This is a genomic window from Anabaena sp. AL93 (assembly GCF_001672085.1).
GTDB lineage: Bacteria > Cyanobacteriota > Cyanobacteriia > Cyanobacteriales > Nostocaceae > Dolichospermum > Dolichospermum heterosporum.
Genome location: NZ_LJOU01000018.1, coordinates 13,332 through 33,199, shown reverse-complemented (window position 1 = coordinate 33,199; position 19,868 = coordinate 13,332). Strand labels below are relative to the sequence as shown.

Below are 19,868 nucleotides of genomic sequence, written 5' to 3'. Positions count from 1 at the left end.
GTAGAACAAACTAACCAAGTTCTTGAGCAACTACACGAGGAGTTAATTATCGTTCCAAATGACTACTATGAGAGTCTTTTAAAAGCCATAGAAGCACAAAATATAAGAGAAAAAACACTAATTAAGGAAGCAAAAATAAATGATATTTTTTGTAAAACTATTCTCAGTGTTGATTTAGGTAGAAGTGCTATAAAAACCTGTGTGAGTCGTGAACCTGGTAATGTGGCTTTCATTCCTTCTCCTGTGAAGCAAATGTCAATAAAACAAATTCGTGGCTTGGTGATGGAAGCCAAAGGAACTGATCCATTAATGAATTTGTGGATAGAATATCAAGATATTGGTTATGCTGTTGGTCAATTAGCAGAAGACTTTGGTGCAAATCTCGGTATTGGCCAATCTATATTAGAGGACGCACTTATCAAAGTGTTATCATCTGCTGGCTACTTTAAGCTTAAAGATGAAATTGCTGTTGTCCTGAGTTTACCTTTCGTTTCCTTAGAGCAGTTTGAAGATGAGAAAGCGCATTTGAATAGGTTGTTAATTGGCCTCCATGTAATGAATTTTAGAGGTGAATTAGTGTCCTTGAATATTACTAAGGTATGGGTAATACCAAATGCCTATGGTAGTTTACTATGGTCAGAAACTCAACCTAATAAAGCAACAGCAGTTCCCGACTTTACAAAAATACCACTAGCAGTTGTTGATATTGGACATCAAAGTATTCACATGATTATGGTAGATAATTTCCGTTTTGTTAAATATCTTTCTAAGAGTGAAGACTTCGGAATGAGCAAGTTTTATGAATTGATAGCATATGAAATAGGAGGTGCTGATAGTCAGTCTTTAGCATTTCTTTCTGCGGTTAATAAACCTAAAGGGGAACGTTTCTACCGTCCTAAAGGCTCTAGCACTCCCGCTAATTTAGATGATTTTCTCCCCAATCTGACAGAGCAGTTTTCACGGGAAATTTGCTCTCGTGTGTTAGCGTGGTTGCCAGAGCGGGTAAATGATGTGATTATTACAGGTGGTGGTGGAGAGTTTTTCTGGGAAGATATCCAACGTCTCCTCAAAGAAGCTAAAATCAACGCCTATTTAGCTGCACCTTCCCGACAAGCTAATGCTATAGGGCAGTATATTTATGGAGAAGTGCAATTTATGAGTGCTGCTAGGTCAGAAAATTAATATTTTAATAGTTGAAATAAACACAAAATACCAGCCGACAATCTATGACTATTACTAGAGAGCAGTTTGAATCAAAAATACTAGAACTTGCAGACAACTTATATTTACCCCTCTTCCCATAAGAAAACCGCCTGTAAGTGCAGAAAATAACAACAAGCGGTTTTCTCAGATATTTAGGAAGTTAATGAAGTTAATTAGCTACTAGAACCAGAAGCGGCCAATTCTGCTAACCGTTCTTGTTGATCTTGCGATATACAAGATTGAATCACAGTCTCTATATCACCTTCCAAAACAGGATTAAGGGTAAAATTTTGACCTAAACGATGGTCAGTCACCCGGCTATCTTTATAATTGTAAGTACGAATTTTTTCCGAACGAGAACCTGTACCCACTTGCGATCGCCGCATGGAAGTCACAGCATCTTGTTGTTCTCGCAATTTCAACTCATACAACTTAGCCCGGAGAATTTGCATCGCCCGTTCTTTATTCTGCAACTGACTCCGTTCTTCAGTACAGAAAATCCGAATCCCCGTAGGTTTGTGGAACAAATCAGCGGCTGTTTCCACCTTATTCACGTTTTGTCCACCCGCACCACCAGAACGCGCCGTACTCATTTCAATATCTTTCGGGTCAATATGGATTTCCACCTCATCCACTTCTGGCATAATCGCTATAGTCGCCGTAGAAGTGTGAACCCTACCTCCCGATTCCGTTGCTGGTACACGCTGAACACGATGTACACCTGATTCAAACTTCAGCTTACTATAAACACTATCACCTTGAATTTCTAGAATTACTTCTTTAAACCCGCCCATTTCCCCCAAGGACTCGCTGACCAGCTTCACCTTCCAACCTTGGACATCAGCATAGCGGGAATACATCCGCAGTAAATCCCCAGCCCAGATACTAGCTTCATCACCACCAGTACCAGCGCGGATTTCCAACATAATGTTTTTATCATCGTTGGGGTCACGGGGTAGCAGCAACACCTTTAAGCGGCTTTCCAAATATCCTAGCTTTTCTTCCAGTTCACTAACTTCCATTGCTGCCATTTGATGCAACTCTAGATCGCTATTGGACTCTTTGAGGATCTGACGCGCCCCTACCAATTCATCCTGGACTGTTTTCCAAGTTTCATAGGTATTAACTACCTCTTCCAAAGAAGAACGAGACTTAGCAATTTTTTGATACTCATCGGGATTACTAGCAGTATCAGGATCGGCTAAACGGCGTGTTAATTCATGAAAAGTTTGTTCAACAGATTTAAGTTTCTCCAGTAAGTATGATTCTGCCATGATGACTATAAATGCTCCTAAAAAATAACAAGTTGGCTCAAGCATTAAATGACAAGCGACCCAGCACTATGCAGGGTCGTCTGTGGCTTCCGCCACACTATCAACAGCTACAGCCAACCAGCTACTTTTGATTATCGTCGCCAGTTTGAGTGCTGGACATACCATATTTACGCAGGAAGCGTTCTACACGACCTTCCGTATCAATCATTTTCTGAGTACCAGTGTAGAAAGGGTGATTTCCAGACCAAACATCTACGTGGAGTTCGGGCTTAGTAGCACCAATGGTCATAACTACTTGACCATTACAGTAGACTTTAGCATCTGGATACCATTTGGGATGAATATCAGGTTTAGCCATTGTTTTTTTGTGGGGAATCTATATAAATTTAGAACTGAGGATAGGCAACTAGGGACTGGAGACTGGGTAAAAAGTTTCTTTTTTCTGACTCCTGACTCCTGACTCCTATCTTAACGTTTCGAGTATTGAGGTGCTTTACGAGCTTTGTGTAAACCGTATTTCTTCCGTTCTTTAGCTCGTGGATCACGAGTTAAATAGCCTTCAGTTTTCAGCGGTGAACGGTTATCTGGGTCAAGTTGACATAAAGCACGGGCAACACCTAGACGAATAGAATCTGCTTGTCCAGTTAAGCCACCACCTTCAGCTTTCACCACGATGTCGTATTCGCTTTCCAATCCCAAGGTTTCCAAAGGTGCTTTAATCGCGCCTAAGTAGTTAGGATTGAATTGGAAATACAAATCTCCATCTTTACCGTTAACAGTCATTTTCCCTTCACCGGGAACTAGACGAACTCTAGCGACAGAGGCTTTCCGACGACCAGTACCCCAATAAACAGCACGTCCGCTAGTAATTTCTGCTACCTGCATTAGTTTTCTCCAGGAATTGTACTAATTGTGATTTCTTTGGGTTGTTGTGCTGCATGAGGATGAGTTGGGCCTGCATACACTTTCAGTTTGGTAAATAACTGTTTACCCAAACTATTTTTAGGTAACATACCCTTAATAGCGTGTTCGAGAATTCTTTCTGGTAATCGCTGTTGTAACTTGGCGAAAGTTTCGGTTTTCATACCGCCGGGACGACCAGAATGGCGACGGTAAAGCTTTTGAGTGCGCTTTTTACCTGTAACTGCCACTTTCTCAGCATTGATAATAATCACAAAATCCCCTGTATCTAAATGGGGAGTATATTCAGCTTTTCTTTTACCTCTGAGGATCATAGCGACTTCACTCGCTAGACGACCCAGACGTTTATCTGTCGCGTCTACTAAGTACCAATCACGCTCAAGAGATGCTTGAGGGGGAAGGTAGGTTTTACTACTCATTTTGTTTGTCCTTTGTCATTGCCTTGTCAAAATTCAAGGCGATAGCTTAATCATCTTAATCACACAAATCATGAAAATCATAGTTTAGACATTGATTATTCATGACTAGGTATGGTTGGGTGTCATACCAAATTTTTGGCGGAAAGGGAAAATCGGGATAACCGACTCTCAACAAGCATAACCCGTGAGCAGGTGCAGAATATTTCACTTCTTCTCGGCGTTCCTGTTGCCAGATATCAGTGAAGTCATCTAGAGTCCGCTGACCAGAACCTACTTGTACTACCATTCCGATTAATAGCCGCACCATGCCATATAAAAATCCATCAGCCTGAATTTCAATATGGATAAATGATCCACTCCGACGACATTCTACTGCTTGCACTTCTACCCAGGAATGCGATCGCGCTGACCCAGCCCGTTCAAAAGCAGATAAATGGTGTTTTCCCAGCAGTGGTTTTAAGGCAGACCTAATTAAGGCTTCATCTAAAGGGGCATAATAATAATGCCAACTGAAAGGCTGCGCGAATAAATTCGGTAACTCCTCAGTGTAGATAGTGTAGCGATATCGTCGGTAAATCGCGCTAAAACGAGCGTGCCAACTTTCACTTACACCTGCTGATGCCCTAATTAATATACCTGGGGGCAAGTAGCCATTGAGAACTTTTGCCCACCTATGAGCAGGAATTAAACTTGCGGCTTGAAAATGAGCTACTTGAGCGGCAGCATGGACTCCAGAATCAGTTCGACCTGCTCCGTGTAGTGTCACATGATACCCTAGCACAGTGGCTATAGCTGTTTCTATCTCTTCTTGAACAGTTCGCTGTCCTTTTTGTCTTTGCCAGCCGTGAAAATGAGTACCTATATACTGAATGACTAAGGCTACTCGCTGAGTCTGATTTTGCTGGCGGCTTTCTAACATAGTTGTTTATCAGTTGTCAATTGTCAGTTGTCAGTTGTCAGTTGTTTTTTATTTGCTACTGACCAATGACCCATGACCAATGACTAATAACCAATAACTTTAAACTAGTTCAATAATCGCCATTTCCGCATGATCACCGCGACGGGGGACAGTATGCAGAATGCGAGTATAACCACCTTGACGGTTAGCATACCGAGTAGGAGCTTGCTCGAATAGTGCATGAACCAGGGCTGTGTCGTAGATATAACCTAACGCTTTTCGACGTGATGCTAAAGAGCCATCTTTAGCTAGGGTAATCATTTTATCTACTTCACTGCGGACAACTTTAGCTCTGATTAAAGTTGTAGTAATTCGACCATGACGTACCAATTCTGTTGTTAAAGCTCTGAGAAGAGCTTTACGTTGATCCGCTGGTTTACTAAGTTTTTTGACTCGGCAACGATGACGCATAACAATGCACTAATGAAGTTTCATTTATTGGGTTTTGATTTAGCTAGGCTTAGAGCTTCTTTCTTGAGGTAAAGTAATACCTAAGCGACGCTGTAAAGCTTCCACTACTTCTTCCGCTGACTTTTGACCAAAGTTTTTGATTTCTAAAAGGTCTTCTTGGGTGTAATCCAATAAGTCGGCTACGGAATTTACTTGGGCGCGTTTTAGACAGTTATAAGCTCTAACAGATAACTGTAACTCTTCAATGGGAATTTGTGCGGTGGGATCATCGGGGATATCGGAACCTGTGTCTGTTGGTTCTAAGGAGATATCTTTTAATGGGTTAAATAAATCTACCAAAATTCCAGCAGCAGATGATAGTGCTTCTTGAGGAGAAATACTACCATTAGTCCATACTTCCAAAAGAAGTCTATCTTTCAAAAAGCCATCGTCACGAGTTTCTTCAACACTATAGTTGACCTTTCGTACGGGCATAAACACTGAGTCAATTTGGAGAAAATCCAAAGATGTGGCTTCTTCTCTGCCTCGTTCTACAGTCCGGTAGCCTTTGCCTCGCTCAATCCGAAATTCCATTTCCAGTTTTCCACCCTCGGCGATGGTGGCGATATACTGGGTTGGGTCAATCACTTCTACTTCACTAGGTAAATCGAAATGTGCCACAGTTACTGTTGCTGGTCCGTTAACGAGTAACCGACCAATTTGGGGTTGAGAAGAATAACTCTTGAGAATGACATCCTTCATTCGCATGAGCATTTCCAGTACGTCTTCCCTTACCCCTGGAACTGTCGCAAACTCATGACTGACACCAGCAATTCTCACTGCTGTGACTGATGTTCCTTCTAAGTTAGAAAGTAAAACCCGCCGCAACGCGTTGCCAACAGTTGTCCCTTGACCGCGATCTAGGGGTTCTAGAACGAACTTACTGTAATAGCTCCGACTTTCCTCAGCATTAGACTCTACACATTCAATTTGAAACTGCGCCACGGAGTAGCCTCCCTCACTTCGTAAAGTCAAAATTCAAAATTCAAAAGTCAACAGTCAACAGTCAAAAGTTGACAGTTAACTGTTAGAGGAGAAAAGCTTAAACTCGACGGCGCTTGGGTGGACGGCAACCGTTGTGGGGAATTGGGGTAATATCCCGAATGAGTGTAATTTCTAATCCTGCACCTTGAAGCGCCCGAATCGCGGTTTCTCTACCTGCACCAGGACCACTCACCATAACTTCGATTTGCCGCATTCCTTGGTCTGTGGCTCGTCTAGCTGCGCTTTCAGCAGCGGTTTGCGCGGCAAAGGGTGTTCCCTTTTTTGCCCCTTTAAATCCACTAGAACCAGCACTTGCCCAGGAGATAACATCTCCATTTTGATCGGTAATTGTGACAATGCTATTGTTGAAGGTAGACTGAATGTAGGCAACCCCATTGGGTACGTTCCGTTTCTGCTTTTTGCTCCCGGATTTTTTTGTTGGTTGTCTGGCCATATTTCTTTAGTGAATTTAAGGTACAACTTGCTAATTGCAGCAAGTTTAGAGAAATTATTTACCAGGGGCTTTCTTCTTACCAGCCACTGTCTGTCTTCTACCACGTCTGGTTCTAGCGTTGGTACGGGTTCTTTGTCCACGCACTGGTAAGCCCATGCGGTGTCTCCGACCTCTGTAACAGCCAATATCAACTAAACGCTTAATATTTAGTCCTTCTAAACGACGTAAATCTCCTTCAACTTGATAGTTGCTTTCGATTTCTCCTCTGAGGGCTGCCACATCAGCATCGGACAGTTCTTTGACGCGGGTATCTGGGTTAACACCAGTCGCTGCGAGAATTTGATGTGATCTAGTTAAGCCAATTCCGTAAATGTATGTTAGACCGATTTCGATACGCTTATCGCGTGGAAGGTCTACTCCGGAAATCCGTGCCACAATGAATCTCTCCCTATTGTTTTCGTAGTTGCAGTTAGCAAAGCGCGATAGTTTTTTCTTGTCCGGTTAATTGTCGCGGTTTTAACTTTGCTTTGATAGATAGTTTCTATCCTTGGCGTTGTTTGTGTTTGGGATTTTCACAAATCACCATCACGCGACCACGACGCTTGATCACGCTGCACTTTTCGCAAATTTTCTTAACTGAGGCTCTGACTTTCATAAGACCTTGTGGTACGTGGGAAACTCAGTCACAAAGCGTGCTGAGAGGGATGGTTCGACATGGCTCACCAGCCACGAATCGTGCGGTTTTAACCGCCTTGAATATTTTGTCATTACCGCCTTGGAATCAAGAAATTCGGGGTACTTTTGTGATGTACTTTCAACGGGACAATTACCGATTCAAATTTCCCAACTCTGTACGCATAATGTTTTGCTCCAAAGAGCCTCCCATTTTTGGGGTAATGTTAGCTGATGCCTACGGCACGCTGCGCGAACGTCAATGTTTTAAGAGCTTTTTAGACTTGCAACACTGTTTCAGTGACTTTAAAACTGTTTAATTGCAAATGACAGAGCAGGGAACTAGTGAGGCAGCGCGGTCTTGGGGGTTTCCCCCATGAGCGACTGCTGAACCCCGAAGGGGCTACGCATTCGGTGGGTGTCGTGACTCAAAAAACGTAGTCAGTTAAGACTTAGACTGGTCAGTACAGCTTGCAATTTCTTACAAGCTCAGTCCTTTTTAGGGCTGAGTTACTAACGCCTTTTAAAATTGACTCCAAATAGTAAATTATAGCATTTCTAGAAGAAATATTTCAGTTATGTAACTAGAAAAAGACCAATTGATTTATGGTAGGATTTTCTAAATACAGCAGATTGCAGGTGAACTAAGTACAAAATTTCAACCAAAAACCAAGCATCAAGGGTTTTTAGCTCCTGACTCGGTGACTCGGTGACTCGGTGACTCGGTGACTCCTGCTATAGATTTATTTCTTCCGCAGGCGATAGGTGATTCTACCTTTGGTTAAGTCGTAAGGTGTTAATTCAACTTTGACGCGATCGCCAGGTAAAATCTTGATGTAATTACGGCGAATTTTCCCAGAAATGTGTGCTAGGACATTAAAGCCGTTATCTAAGTCAACACGAAACATTGCATTAGGCAACGATTCGGTGACAGTCCCTTCCATTTCGATTAAATCTTGCTTAGACAAGTTTTTTCCTCAACTCAACAATCTCCTATTGTCCTTGTACACTTTCATGGGCATCAAGAACACAATTAGAGAAAATATCAACAGTTTATTAATACATCTTAGCTAAAATTGACTTGTGCCTAGCTTGGAAGATAGGGGCGAGGTAATTAGGGAAGGGAAAATTTTGTTTTTTCTCTCTGCCGACATAGACCGCTACCCCTGAGTTTCTTTAAGCAGCTATGATATTTTTCAAATCGGTAAAAACTTCTTCTTGGGACTGATTACCGTTGACTGTGAGGAGTTTTTGGCGATCGCTGTAATAGTTAATTAAGGGTGCAGTGTCATCACGGTAAACCTCCAAGCGCCGACGAATTACTTCTTCAGTATCATCTTTTCGTCCGCGTCCTAGTAACCGGGTAATAACAGTTTCATCTGGTGCATCCAGATTGACTACTTTTTCACCACCCTGTCCTAGACTTGTGAGTAATGCTACTAGAAACTCTGCTTGTGTAACTTTACGAGGAAAGCCATCTAAAATCCAACCTGTTTTAGCATCTGGTTGTTTCAGGCGTTCTTCAACCATATCTTCTACTAATTTGTCGGGGACTAATTCGCCTTTATCCATAAAACTTTGGGCTTGTATGCCCAAATTTGTTTTGTCTTGAATGGCTTGACGTAAAATGTCACCTGTAGAAATATGGGGAATCTGCAAAAATGCAGCCAAGGTTTGAGCTTGAGTTCCTTTACCAGCACCCGGTGGTCCCAAGAAGATTAATCGCGTCACTATTGTTTCACCATTCCTTCATATCGCTGAGAGATAACGTAAGTTTGGATTTGTTTAGCAGTATCAATTGCCACACCAACTAAAATCAACAAAGATGTCGCACCCAAACCTTTAAATGTGGGAACTTTTAAGGCACTTTCTACGGCTGTGGGAATAATTGCCACTAAACCTAAAAAGATAGCCCCTAAAAAAGTCAGTCGGTTTGTGACCTTTTCGATATACTCACTAGTAGCTTTTCCAGGACGAATACCGGGAATACTAGAACCCATTTTTTTCAAATTCTGAGCCACGTCTACAGGGTTGAGAATCAACGAAGAATAGAAGTAACTGAAGAAAACAATGGAAGTTAAGTAAACGAGGGCATATACCCAAGGTGCAGAACCACCGGGACTTAAATAGGTATTAACAATGTTTGCTAATTCGGGATTTTTAGTGAAATTGGCGACTAAAAGTGGCAAACTCAGGATGGCGGCTGCGAAAATAATCGGCATTACTCCGCCAGAATTAAGCCGTAAGGGCAAATAACTCCGCTGTTCTGCTAAAACTCTTCTGCCTACTTGACGACGAGCAGAAATAATAGGGATGCGGCGCATTCCTTCCTGTACGAACACAATACCCACGATTGTGAACATAAAAACTAGTACAAGGACGATGACACGCCCAACAATTTCCCGTCCACCAACTTGTACCAAGTCAATGGTATCGCCCAGAGATTTGGGTAAAGAAGCCACAATGTTGACAAAAATCAACAAAGATGCCCCATTGCCAATCCCCCGTTCAGTAATCAGTTCCGATGCCCACATAACGAACATTGAACCAGCAGTAAGGGCGATCGCAGTTTCTGCGACAAATATTGGGCCTGGGTTGAGAGCAAATTGTTGGAGGAATAATGCCGAAAAAGCTACACTTTGAATAATTGCCCAAACTACTGTCACATAGCGGGTAATTTGTGATATTTTCCGCCGACCTGCTTCCCCTTCATTTTTCTGTAAATTTTCTAAAGATGGCAGAGCAGCAGTGAGCAATTGGATGATAATGGAGGCATTAATAAAGGGCAAAATCCCCAAAGCAAAGATCCCCAAAGTAGAGAGTCCCCGCCCAGAGAATATATCCAATAAACCGAAGATGGAATTGTTGCCCGATATAGCCTCAGCAAACTTAGGTCTATCAATTCCTGGAACAGGCAAAAATATCCCCAGGCGAACCAAAATTAAAATACCGACGGTTACAAGCAGCCTACCTCTCAGTCCGGCTGCTTGCGCCATCTGCATAAAAGTTTCTTGAGCCGTTGGGGCTTTGTCTCGACTGATCATAGAGTTTTACCTTTGAAGTCCTAACTATGATTTACGTGATTCATGATGACGAAGATGATTAAGGTATCTTGTGAACAATAACCTCTTCCCCCCAATCACGAGGTTATCGGCAGTCCTTACCCCTCATCTTTTATACAGTTTCACAACTCCCACCGGCAGCCTCAATTTTAATCCGAGCTTGACCTGTGAAAGCAGCAGCTTTTACCTGAAGAGGAACATTCAATTCTCCATTACCCAAAATTTTCAATTCACCTTTAACAGTGGTTAAGATACCCGCCGCTTTTAAGGATTCCAATGTTACTTCTGAGTTAGCAGGCAAGTTAGCTAATTTCTCTACATTAATCGTAGTGTAAATTCTCCGGTTAATGAGGGGGAAGCCCTTGAGTTTAGGTATCCGGCGGTACAATGGCTGTTGACCACCTTCAAAACCTGGTCTTGTGCCACTACCGGAACGGGATTTTTGACCCCGCATCCCTAGACCAGCACTAGCACCTTGTCCAGCAGAAATACCTCTACCTACACGCTTACGGCGTTTTTTAGAGCCTTTTTGGGGCTTAACATCATTAAGTCTCATTTTGATTTGGGATTTTAGATTTTAGATTTTGGATTTTAGATTGAGAATCTGATACAAAGGGTGACTAAATATAGAGTTTCTCAATGGCGATACCGCGATCTTCAGCAACTTCACTTAATGTCCGCAGGGTAGATAGAGCATTAACTGCGGCTCTGGCATTGTTCAAAGGGTTATTTGAACCTAGTTGTTTGGCAAGAATATTCCGTATTCCTGCTAACTCTAGTACAGTCCGTACAGCACCCCCGGCAATTACCCCTGTACCTGGTGCGGCTGGGCGCATCATGACTTTAGCTCCGCCACCGATACCATCAATGGGGTGAGGAATGGAATTGGATTTGGTGATAGGGATATCAATTAGATGTTTTTTACCATCAGCGACACCTTTTTTAACTGCACCAATTACATCTGATGCCTTACCAACTCCGACTCCCACTTGTCCTCGTTCATTACCGACGACGACAATGGCACGAAAGCTGAGTTTTTTACCACCTTTGACGACTTTACTCACCCGGCGGATTTGGATAACTCGCTCTTGCCAGGTGGTTTCTTCTTTTTTTGTACGGCTTGCTTTACGACGACCGGTTACCATAATCAATGCTCTCTTTTAGTTGTCAGTTGTCAGTTGTCAGTTGTCAGTTGTCAGTTGCTACTGACTATTGACTACTGACGGACTTAGAAATCTAGACCAGCTTCGCGTGCCGCCTCAGCCAGTGCTTTAATGCGACCATGATAAAGGTTGCCACCACGGTCAAAAACGACTTTAGTGATGCCTTTTTCTAGGGCGCGTACAGCTACCAATTTACCAACTTGCACTGATGCGTCACAGTTAGCACCAGAAACTACGTTAGATTTCAATTCTGGTTCTACGGTTGATGCGGCAACTATAGTTTCTTGCTTGGTATCATCAATTACCTGAGCATAAATATGCTCATTGGATCGAAATATAGCCAAACGTGGACGTTCTGGAGAACCTTTGACTTTGCCCCGAACGCGCCGATGACGACGTTGTTTTGATTCTTTGCGTGTAAGTTTCATGTTTACTTCTTACCACCCTTACCAGTCTTACCAGCTTTGCGTCTGACCACTTCACCTGCATAGCGAATACCTTTACCTTTGTAAGGTTCAGGGGGACGGACTGCACGAATTTTAGCTGCTGTATTTCCTACAATTTCTTTGTCATAACCGCTGACTATGACATTAGTAGTACCTTCTACTGCAAATTGAATTCCTTCTGGTGGTTCAATTTGCACTTTATGGCTATAACCCATATTTAAAACTAGGTTACGGCCTTCAAGTTGGGCGCGATAACCAACCCCTTGGATTTCCAAGCGACGTTGAAAACCCTGGGATACTCCCTCCACCATATTGGCCACCAAGGTGCGGCTCAGACCGTGCATTTGTCTGGAGGTGCGGGTTTCATCACGACGAGTAACTAGCAATGTTTCTCCATCTAAGGAGAGTATGACATTGTTAGGTAGTTGACGGGAAAGTTCACCTTTAGGACCTTTCACCACTACTTTGACACCATCAATCGCCACTTGCACTTTGGCGGGAATGGTAATTGGACGTTTACCAATACGAGACATGATTTTTTGTTCTTTGTCAGTTGTTTTTTGTCAGTTGTCAGTTGTTGGTTGTTTTGCCACTGACCAATGACCAATGACCAATGACGACTACCAAACGTGGCAAAGCACTTCACCGCCTAGATTTTGGCGGCGTGCTTCGCGGTCAGTCATAATCCCACTGGATGTAGAAATAATGGCAATACCGATACCGCCTAGCACTCTTGGTAATTCTTTTCTATTGGAGTAAACACGCAAACCTGGTTTACTCACTCGTTTTAGGGCAGTGATTAGGGGTTGGCGATTTTTACCTTTGTATTTCAGGGAAATAACTAGGTTTCGCTTAATTCCTTCTCCTGCTTCTTCAACTTCCGCAATGAAGCCTTCTTCTCGCAGTACCTTGGCAATACTACGAGTCATCTTTGTAGCTGGTACTTGCGTAGTTTGATGCCTTGCCATATTGGCATTGCGGATGCGCGTCAGCATATCTGCAATTGTGTCGTTAGCCGCCATCGTTCCCTCTTTAGATGAACTTATTGATCGCGAAAGGGCATTCCCATTTCCTTAAGTAAGGCGCGGCCCTCTTCGTCGGTTTTTGCCGTGGTGATGATAGAAATATCTAAACCCCGGACTTGATCGATTCTGTCATATTCCACTTCTGGAAAAATTAGCTGTTCGCGCACACCCAGAGTGTAGTTGCCACGGCCGTCAAAGCTTTTGGGGCTGACACCGCGAAAGTCTCTGATTCTGGGTAGTGTCAGGTTAATCAGACGATCTAAAAAAGCGTACATCCGTTCGCCTCTTAGTGTCACCATAATCCCGACGGGCATACCTTGACGAATTTTAAAGCCGGCGATCGCTTTCTTTGCCCGTGTTACCACAGGTTTTTGTCCAGTAATCAGGGCTATTTCGCTGATGGATGCCTCTAGTGATTTAGCGTTTTGAGCAGCTTCTCCCAAACCTCTGTTGATAGTTACCTTAATCACCTTCGGCACTTGATGCACGTTGGTGTATTGAAACTGATTAATTAATTTGGGAGTAATTGTCTCTTGATATACAGTTTTGAGTCGTGTTATGGCCATAGTGTTTGTCCTGTTATTCCCTGGTCTTGGTCAGGGAAAGTTCTTTCTCAGTTGTCAGTTGTCAGTTGTCAGTTGTTGTTTACTAATGACGAATGACTAATAACTATTTATCAAGAATCTCACCTGTTTTTTTGAGCATTCTCACTTTCTTGCCTTCGGCGGTGAAAGTGTAGCAGACACGACTAGCAACGTTTTGCTTGGTGGAATAGAGCATCACATTGGAGCTATGAATGGGGTACTCCTGGGTGACTATTTGCCCTGATTCGCCTTCCTGCTGGGGTTTCACGTGCTTGGTTTTAATGTTGACACCTTTGACAAGAACTTTGCTCAGTTGTGGTAGTGCTTTAATCACTTCACCAACTTTACCTTTATCTTTGCCAGCGATGACTTGCACAGTATCACCAGTTTTGACGTGCATTTTATGAAAAACTTTGGGTTGTGGGCGCTTTGCCATTACAGCACCTCCGGAGCCAGAGAAACAATTTTAGTAAAGTTTTTATCGCGCAGTTCTCGAGCTACGGGTCCAAATACCCGTGTACCTCTGGGATTACCTTCTTTGTTGATAATCACTGCGGCATTATCGTCAAAACGGATGCACATACCGCTATCACGACTTATTGCTTTACGTGTTCGTACGATTACTGCTTCTACAACATCAGACTTTTTGACAGCCATGTTGGGTGAAGACTCTTTGACAACAGCGATAATTCTATCGCCTACGCCACCATAACGGCGGTTACCTGCACCTAATACGCGGATGCACATTAGTTTTTTAGCACCGCTATTATCTGCGACATTCAGATAAGATTGGGGTTGAATCACAACTGGTCTCTCTTTTGGGGTCGTTGTAAGTTAATACAACTGTTTACTATGTAGCTTTGGTGTTCAGAATTTCTGCAACTTGCCAACGCTTGGTTTTGCTCAGGGGTCTGGTTTCTTGAATCCGCACGCGATCGCCTGTTTTACAGGTATTTTCTTCGTCGTGAACTTTATAGCGGCGGGTTTGAACTACGATTTTGCCGTACTTGGGGTGAGGAGCGCGGTTTTCTATGGCTACTACCACAGTTTTTTGCATTTTATCGCTCACTACCAAGCCAACTCGTTCTTTGACTGCCATAATTTCCTACTTTTGCTCTTGGTCTGAAAGACTTGCTGCCCGTTTCCGTTCTCCTTCTACTGTCAGCAATTGGGAGAGACGATGGCGTGCGTGTTTGAACTGGTGAGGCTTTTCTAGTTGTCTTGTGGCTTTTTGCAAGCGCAACTGGAACAATTGTCTCTTAACGGCGACAATTTCCTCGGCCAGTCTTTCGTCATTTAATTCTCTAGCTTCCGCAATCTTGGGAAGAGGCATAACCTACTCCTGCTCCTGTGGTTGAGAGCGCACAATAAATTTGGTCTTAATTGGTAACTTAGCGTCAGCCAATCGCATAGCTTCGCGGGCAATTTCTTCAGTAACGCCGCCAATTTCAAACATGATCCGGCCTGGCTTGACTACGGCTACCCAAAATTCTGGGTTACCTTTACCAGAACCCATCCGGGTTTCAGCAGGACGCATGGTGATTGGTTTGTCAGGGAAAATCCGAATCCAGATTTTGCCACCCCGGCGAATATACCGAGTCATTGCCCGACGGGAAGCCTCGATTTGCCGTGAGGTAATCCAAGATGGTTCTTGGGCTTGGAGTCCAAAATCCCCAAAGTTGAGGGTACTGCCTCGGCTGGCAAGACCTTCCATGCGTCCGCGTTGTTGTTTGCGGAATTTAGTTCTTCTAGGACTTAACATGATTTGTCAGTTGTCGGTTGTCAGTTGTCAGTTGTCAGTTGTCAGTTTTTTTGCCACTGACTATTGAGCATTGACTAGGATTCATTGGAGCGGTCTTCAAACTGTTGACGACGACGTTGTTGTTGTCGGCGACGAGGTTCACGGTCCCGATCTCCCCGGTCGCGGTCACGGTCACGTTCTCTGGCGGGTTGGGCGGGAGCTTGTTCCTGACCAGGAATAATTTCTCCTTTAAATACCCAAACTTTAATGCCGAGAATCCCGTAAATTGTCTTAGCTGTGCAGCCAGAATAGTCAATGTCAGCGCGTAAGGTGTGGAGAGGAACTCGACCTTCACGAGTCCACTCAGAGCGGGCGATTTCTGCACCGTTGAGCCGACCACCGACTTGAACTTTGATTCCTTGTACACCTGCTCTTTGAGCGCGTTGAATTGCTTGACGCACAACTCGGCGGAAGGAAACCCGACGTTCTAATTGTTGAGCAATGTATTCGGCAATCAGGTAAGCATCAGCATCAACTCGTTGGACTTCAACAACGTTAATGCGAATTTGGCGATTACCACCCAAAGCTCCTTGTAGTCCAAGACGCAATGATTCAATACCTTGACCACCCCGACCTACAACCACACCTGGTCTAGCTGTACGAACTTCTAGGTCAATTTGATCCGCTTTACGCTCGATTCTCACTTCGGAAATACCGGCGTTATTTTGAGCGTATCTACCTAGTTTTTGTTCAATGTATTGACGGAGTTTGTAGTCTTCCTGTAGAAGTTCTGGATAACGGTCAGGTTCTGCAAACCAACGGGATTGGTGTTCTTGAGTTATACCCAGTCGAAAGCCGACTGGATGAATTTTCTGTCCCACAAAAGCTTCCTCTAAAATTTCTTACTGTACGCAATTTTTTTGTGCCTGTATGGCTGTTTACTCAGCAGTAGCGCCAGCGGAAACAGCAACAGTGATATGACACGTTGGTTTGCGAATTTGGTAAGCTCGACCTTGCGCTCTGGGTTGAAACCGTTTTAGCACAGGTCCTTGGTCAGCATAGGCTTGACTAATCACCAAACTGGCTCTGTCCAAACCAGCATTATGCTCTGCGTTAGCTGCGGCACTTCTGAGAACCTTTAAGATAGGGTCACAAGCACCATAGGGCATAAATTCGAGAATAATTAGTGCTTCTCTGTATGAACGCCCGCGAATTTGGTCAAGTACACGGCGCACTTTATAGGGAGAAATGCGGATATAACGGGCGATCGCCTTAACTTCAGTAGTGTCAGTTGCCATTTTCATAACTTACTCTATGTTTGTCAGTTGTCTATTGTCAGCGGTTGTCAGTTGCAAGAGGACTAAATGACCACTGACTACTGACTAATGACTATCTCCCTGATTTTTTGTCACTTTTTCCATGACCTCTGTAGGTACGGGTAGGAGCAAATTCTCCTAACTTATGTCCTACCATTTGTTCATTGACAAATACAGGAACGTGCTGCCGTCCATTATGAACAGCGATAGTATGACCTACCATCAAGGGCAAAATGGTCGAAGCTCTCGACCAAGTTTTAACCACTTGTTTTTCATCTTTTGCGTTTAACTTCTCAATTTTCTTGAGCAGATGGTCAGCAACAAAAGGACCTTTTTTTAAAGAACGACCCATAGTTCAATTTTGGATTTTGGATTTACCTATTTTGGATTTCGGATTTTGGATTTTGGATAAATTATCTATGGATTAATTAGTTGAACATTTAATGCCCATTAATAGCCTCCCATCTAAAATCCAAAATTTAAAATCTAAAATTCTAAGACTGACGGCCACCACGACCACGTTTAGATGATTTGCGGCGACGACGGATAATCAACTTAGTGCTGGCTTTTTTGCGCTTACGTGTCTTCGCCCCTAACGTAGGTTTACCCCAAGGTGTTACAGGACCGGATCTACCGATAGGCGCTCTACCTTCACCACCACCATGTGGGTGATCCACTGGGTTCATGGCACTACCTCTAACCTTGGGACGACGGCCTTTCCAGCGATTTCGTCCAGCTTTACCAGCACTGAGGTTTCTTGCGTCTGTATTACCGACTTGTCCAATGGTGGCGTAGCAATCACGCCGAATCAACCGGACTTCACCTGAAGGTAACTTCAATGTCACATAGTTGCCTTCTTTAGCCACAACTTGTGCTACTGCACCGGCAGCACGGACAATTTGACCACCTTTACCTGGGGTCATTTCGACGTTGTGAACACCAGTACCCAAGGGAATATTCGATAAAGGTAAGGCATTACCATCTTCGATGGGTGACTCAGGGCCAGCAATGATCTTTGTGCCTACAGTCATGCCATTTGGCTGCAAGATGTAACGTTTTTCGCCATCTTCATACAACAACAAAGCGATCCGCGCATTCCGGTTAGGATCGTATTCAATGGCTGTAACTGTAGCCGGGATATTCCGCTTATCTCGCTTAAAGTCAATAATGCGGTAAAGTTGTTTGTGTCCGCCACCCCGACGACGGCTGGTTATCCGCCCTTGATTGTTCCGACCTTTGGGACGATGAACTGATTCAGTTAATGATTTTTCTGGTTCAGTTTTCGTAATTTCGGCAAAGTCAGAGATGATTACTTGGCGAGTACTGGGGGTATAAGGGCGATAAGAACGAGTACCCATAGTTCAGTTTTGGAGTTTTGATTTTTGATTTTGGAGTCAGGATTTTTTGATTTCAATTTCCGATTTTTAATTGTTGTTTGGCATTTTCTTGATTTATTAGCCCAATCTAAAATCTAAAATCTAAAATCTAAAATTTTTAGACTTCTGGGAAGAGAACTTTTCTGATTTTTTCTTCGTCCCCAGGAGCAACAGTAACAATAGCTCGCTTGTATTGGGGTTTGTATCCAATAAATCTACCTACCCGTTTTTGTTTGCGGGGTGGGTTAGCGGTATTGATTTTGACGACCTTAACTGCAAATAGGTCTTCAATTGCGGCTCTAATTTGTGGTTTGGTGGCTTTAGGAATTACTTCAAATGTGTATTTGTTTTGTTCCATGAGCATGGTCGCTTTTTCGGTGAGAATGGGGCGACGCACTAAATCCGGTAGATCACGGGTGGCAACTACTTTAGGCACTGTAGACCTCCTGGATCTTCTCTAGGGTTGATGATGTGACGATAATTTTGTCAGCATGGAGCAAATCGTAAACGTTTAACTGGTCGGCAGGAATCAGTTTTAAGTTTTCGATATTGCGAGCTGATAAAAGCACGTTTTCTGCAATTTCAGACAAAATCAATAGTGCTTTTTGTTCTGGTTCAGCGCCCCATCTAGCTAATGCTGCTACGAGATCCTTGGTTTTAGGACGCTGTAATTCGTTGCTAAATTCTTCAACAACAATTAAATCTTCAGCACGACTAATAAAGGCTGTCCGCAATGCCAATCGGCGTTCTTTGCGGTTCATTTTTAGGTCGAAGTCTCTGGGTTTTGGTCCAAAGATCACACCGCCTCCACGCCACAATGGTGAACGGATAGAACCAGCACGGGCGCGACCTGTGCCTTTTTGCCGCCAAGGTTTACGACCACCACCGCGAACTTCTGCACGAGTCTTGGTGCTGGCAGTTCCCTGGCGAGAATTGGTCATTTGTCTGACTAGGGCGCGGTGTACGATATGCGCCGCTGTTGTTTCTTTGGCAACTCGTAAGTCGAAGTTTGTCTCTCCAACTTGCTCTCCTTGCCAATTTTTAATTACACTCTCTACCATCTTTGTGTCCTTTGTCAGTTGTCTTTTGTCAGTTGCCAGTTGTCGGTTGTCTTTTTTTGTCACTAACCAATGACTACTAAGCAATGACTAAATGACTATTTTTTACCAACTATAGTTGCAGGAACGACGCTGACTAAGGCTCCTGGTTTGCCAGGAATAGCTCCTTTAATCAGGATTAAGTTGCGTTCTGCATCTACTCGTACTACTGTCAATTTGCGAATTGTGACACGAGTACCGCCTAAACGTCCTGCCATCCTTTTACCGGGATAAACACGACCTGGGGTTGTACCAGCACCGATAGAACCTGGCGCTCTATGGTTTTTGGAACCGTGTGACATGGGACCGCGACCAAAGTTGTTCCGCTTTTGGTTGCCGGCAAAACCGCGACCAATACTCGTACCAACTACATCTACAATTTCGCCTGCACTAAAAATATCTGCTTTAATTTCTTGACCTAAAGCATAATCACCAGCGCTATCGGTGCGATACTCATTCAGATGACGGACTGCTGGAGCGGATGATTTAGCCAAATGTCCCAACAGTGGTTTGTTCAGTGCCTTGGGTTTGACTTCGCCATAACCAACTTGAATGGCAGAGTAACCGTCGGTCTGTTTCGTTTTAACTTGCGTAACGGTGCATGGACCGGCTTTGACGACGGTAACAGGAATAGAGACTCCTGCTTCATCAAAGATTTGGGTCATGCCCAGTTTGGTGCCGAGAATACCTACAGACACAGTTACTGGTTCTCCTTTCGTTTTA

At 43.7% G+C, this 19,868-nt stretch carries 31 protein-coding genes and 1 pseudogene; 1 reads left to right on the top strand and 31 read right to left on the bottom strand.

The annotated features are described in order from the left end of the window. Positions 1-153: 153 nt before the first annotated feature. Positions 154-1,182, top strand: a pseudogene (locus AN486_RS06800) (ParM/StbA family protein); the annotation flags it as partial. A gap of 194 nt (positions 1,183-1,376) precedes the next feature. Here the strand turns inward: AN486_RS06800 and prfA are convergent. The 31 genes from prfA to rplC all read right to left on the bottom strand — a co-directional run bounded on the left by prfA (position 1,377) and on the right by rplC (position 19,843). After that, positions 1,377-2,477: a peptide chain release factor 1 gene (prfA, locus tag AN486_RS06795; RefSeq protein ID WP_039201072.1), complete on the bottom strand. Its 1,101-nt coding sequence runs from the start codon at positions 2,475-2,477 to the stop codon at positions 1,377-1,379. 121 nt (positions 2,478-2,598) lie between these two features. After that, positions 2,599-2,835, bottom strand: coding sequence for a 50S ribosomal protein L31 (rpmE, locus tag AN486_RS06790; protein ID WP_039201059.1), 237 nt, complete (start codon positions 2,833-2,835; stop codon positions 2,599-2,601). 110 nt (positions 2,836-2,945) lie between these two features. Next, positions 2,946-3,362, bottom strand: a complete 417-nt coding sequence (gene rpsI / locus AN486_RS06785; RefSeq protein WP_039201058.1) for a 30S ribosomal protein S9 — start codon at positions 3,360-3,362, stop codon at positions 2,946-2,948. Then, on the bottom strand, positions 3,362-3,817 hold the full coding sequence (gene rplM, locus AN486_RS06780) for a 50S ribosomal protein L13 (protein WP_027402083.1): 456 nt from the start codon (positions 3,815-3,817) through the stop codon (positions 3,362-3,364). Before rplM ends, rpsI begins: the two co-directional genes overlap by 1 nt. Positions 3,818-3,872: 55 nt before the next feature. Beyond that, positions 3,873-4,736: a tRNA pseudouridine(38-40) synthase TruA gene (gene truA, locus AN486_RS06775; RefSeq protein WP_174763408.1), complete on the bottom strand. Its 864-nt coding sequence runs from the start codon at positions 4,734-4,736 to the stop codon at positions 3,873-3,875. A 99-nt stretch (positions 4,737-4,835) separates the two neighbouring features. Beyond that, entirely contained in the window at positions 4,836-5,186 is a 351-nt protein-coding gene (gene rplQ / locus AN486_RS06770) for a 50S ribosomal protein L17 (RefSeq protein WP_039201057.1), read from the bottom strand. 39 nt (positions 5,187-5,225) lie between these two features. After that, positions 5,226-6,170 carry a DNA-directed RNA polymerase subunit alpha gene (locus AN486_RS06765; RefSeq protein WP_027402086.1) on the bottom strand — a complete coding sequence of 315 codons (945 nt, stop codon included), beginning with the start codon at positions 6,168-6,170 and terminating at the stop codon, positions 5,226-5,228. Positions 6,171-6,267: 97 nt separating this feature from the next. Continuing rightward, positions 6,268-6,663 carry a 30S ribosomal protein S11 gene (gene rpsK, locus AN486_RS06760; RefSeq protein ID WP_015079191.1) on the bottom strand — a complete coding sequence of 132 codons (396 nt, stop codon included), beginning with the start codon at positions 6,661-6,663 and terminating at the stop codon, positions 6,268-6,270. 54 nt (positions 6,664-6,717) lie between these two features. Beyond that, complete coding sequence (gene rpsM, locus AN486_RS06755) at positions 6,718-7,098, bottom strand: 30S ribosomal protein S13 (RefSeq protein ID WP_027402087.1); 381 nt, start codon at positions 7,096-7,098, stop codon at positions 6,718-6,720. A 106-nt stretch (positions 7,099-7,204) separates the two neighbouring features. Continuing rightward, complete coding sequence (gene rpmJ / locus AN486_RS06750; RefSeq protein ID WP_015079193.1) at positions 7,205-7,318, bottom strand: 50S ribosomal protein L36; 114 nt, start codon at positions 7,316-7,318, stop codon at positions 7,205-7,207. 760 nt (positions 7,319-8,078) lie between these two features. After that, positions 8,079-8,303: a translation initiation factor IF-1 gene (gene infA / locus AN486_RS06745; protein ID WP_006276978.1), complete on the bottom strand. Its 225-nt coding sequence runs from the start codon at positions 8,301-8,303 to the stop codon at positions 8,079-8,081. Positions 8,304-8,511: 208 nt separating this feature from the next. Further along, positions 8,512-9,066, bottom strand: a complete 555-nt coding sequence (locus AN486_RS06740; RefSeq protein ID WP_027402088.1) for an adenylate kinase — start codon at positions 9,064-9,066, stop codon at positions 8,512-8,514. Further along, on the bottom strand, positions 9,066-10,379 hold the full coding sequence (secY, locus tag AN486_RS06735; protein WP_027402089.1) for a preprotein translocase subunit SecY: 1,314 nt from the start codon (positions 10,377-10,379) through the stop codon (positions 9,066-9,068). Before secY ends, AN486_RS06740 begins: the two co-directional genes overlap by 1 nt. A 130-nt stretch (positions 10,380-10,509) precedes the next feature. Then, positions 10,510-10,953 (bottom strand): 50S ribosomal protein L15, encoded by a 444-nt coding sequence (rplO, locus tag AN486_RS06730; protein WP_027402090.1) that lies wholly within the window; start codon positions 10,951-10,953, stop codon positions 10,510-10,512. Between the two features lie 64 nt (positions 10,954-11,017). Beyond that, positions 11,018-11,542 carry a 30S ribosomal protein S5 gene (gene rpsE / locus AN486_RS06725; protein ID WP_027402091.1) on the bottom strand — a complete coding sequence of 175 codons (525 nt, stop codon included), beginning with the start codon at positions 11,540-11,542 and terminating at the stop codon, positions 11,018-11,020. A gap of 83 nt (positions 11,543-11,625) precedes the next feature. Next, positions 11,626-11,988, bottom strand: coding sequence for a 50S ribosomal protein L18 (gene rplR / locus AN486_RS06720; protein ID WP_027402092.1), 363 nt, complete (start codon positions 11,986-11,988; stop codon positions 11,626-11,628). Positions 11,989-11,990: 2 nt separating this feature from the next. Next, on the bottom strand, positions 11,991-12,539 hold the full coding sequence (gene rplF, locus AN486_RS06715; protein WP_027402093.1) for a 50S ribosomal protein L6: 549 nt from the start codon (positions 12,537-12,539) through the stop codon (positions 11,991-11,993). 87 nt (positions 12,540-12,626) lie between these two features. Then, positions 12,627-13,028 carry a 30S ribosomal protein S8 gene (rpsH, locus tag AN486_RS06710; protein WP_027402094.1) on the bottom strand — a complete coding sequence of 134 codons (402 nt, stop codon included), beginning with the start codon at positions 13,026-13,028 and terminating at the stop codon, positions 12,627-12,629. A gap of 20 nt (positions 13,029-13,048) precedes the next feature. After that, positions 13,049-13,597 (bottom strand): 50S ribosomal protein L5, encoded by a 549-nt coding sequence (gene rplE / locus AN486_RS06705; RefSeq protein ID WP_027402095.1) that lies wholly within the window; start codon positions 13,595-13,597, stop codon positions 13,049-13,051. A 103-nt stretch (positions 13,598-13,700) separates the two neighbouring features. Further along, entirely contained in the window at positions 13,701-14,051 is a 351-nt protein-coding gene (gene rplX / locus AN486_RS06700; RefSeq protein WP_027402096.1) for a 50S ribosomal protein L24, read from the bottom strand. Continuing rightward, positions 14,051-14,419 carry a 50S ribosomal protein L14 gene (rplN, locus tag AN486_RS06695; protein ID WP_027402097.1) on the bottom strand — a complete coding sequence of 123 codons (369 nt, stop codon included), beginning with the start codon at positions 14,417-14,419 and terminating at the stop codon, positions 14,051-14,053. The genes rplX and rplN overlap by 1 nt, the downstream gene beginning before the upstream one ends. Before the next feature lie 46 nt (positions 14,420-14,465). Beyond that, positions 14,466-14,714 (bottom strand): 30S ribosomal protein S17, encoded by a 249-nt coding sequence (rpsQ, locus tag AN486_RS06690; RefSeq protein ID WP_027402098.1) that lies wholly within the window; start codon positions 14,712-14,714, stop codon positions 14,466-14,468. 6 nt (positions 14,715-14,720) lie between these two features. After that, entirely contained in the window at positions 14,721-14,948 is a 228-nt protein-coding gene (gene rpmC, locus AN486_RS06685; RefSeq protein ID WP_027402099.1) for a 50S ribosomal protein L29, read from the bottom strand. A gap of 3 nt (positions 14,949-14,951) precedes the next feature. After that, on the bottom strand, positions 14,952-15,377 hold the full coding sequence (gene rplP, locus AN486_RS06680; RefSeq protein WP_027402100.1) for a 50S ribosomal protein L16: 426 nt from the start codon (positions 15,375-15,377) through the stop codon (positions 14,952-14,954). A 74-nt stretch (positions 15,378-15,451) separates the two neighbouring features. Continuing rightward, on the bottom strand, positions 15,452-16,237 hold the full coding sequence (gene rpsC / locus AN486_RS06675; protein ID WP_053538449.1) for a 30S ribosomal protein S3: 786 nt from the start codon (positions 16,235-16,237) through the stop codon (positions 15,452-15,454). Positions 16,238-16,294: 57 nt separating this feature from the next. After that, entirely contained in the window at positions 16,295-16,654 is a 360-nt protein-coding gene (gene rplV, locus AN486_RS06670) for a 50S ribosomal protein L22 (RefSeq protein ID WP_027402102.1), read from the bottom strand. A 91-nt stretch (positions 16,655-16,745) separates the two neighbouring features. Further along, complete coding sequence (rpsS, locus tag AN486_RS06665) at positions 16,746-17,024, bottom strand: 30S ribosomal protein S19 (protein WP_027402103.1); 279 nt, start codon at positions 17,022-17,024, stop codon at positions 16,746-16,748. Between the two features lie 142 nt (positions 17,025-17,166). Next, the gene (gene rplB / locus AN486_RS06660) at positions 17,167-18,030 is read right to left on the bottom strand and encodes a 50S ribosomal protein L2 (protein WP_027402104.1); all 864 of its coding nucleotides are present in this window, start codon (positions 18,028-18,030) and stop codon (positions 17,167-17,169) included. Between the two features lie 136 nt (positions 18,031-18,166). After that, complete coding sequence (locus AN486_RS06655; protein ID WP_027402105.1) at positions 18,167-18,484, bottom strand: 50S ribosomal protein L23; 318 nt, start codon at positions 18,482-18,484, stop codon at positions 18,167-18,169. Beyond that, the gene (gene rplD, locus AN486_RS06650; protein ID WP_290599741.1) at positions 18,477-19,109 is read right to left on the bottom strand and encodes a 50S ribosomal protein L4; all 633 of its coding nucleotides are present in this window, start codon (positions 19,107-19,109) and stop codon (positions 18,477-18,479) included. Before rplD ends, AN486_RS06655 begins: the two co-directional genes overlap by 8 nt. Positions 19,110-19,204: 95 nt before the next feature. Then, a complete protein-coding gene (gene rplC / locus AN486_RS06645; RefSeq protein ID WP_027402107.1) occupies positions 19,205-19,843 on the bottom strand; it encodes a 50S ribosomal protein L3 in 639 nt (212 codons plus the stop codon). Positions 19,844-19,868 lie beyond the last annotated feature (25 nt).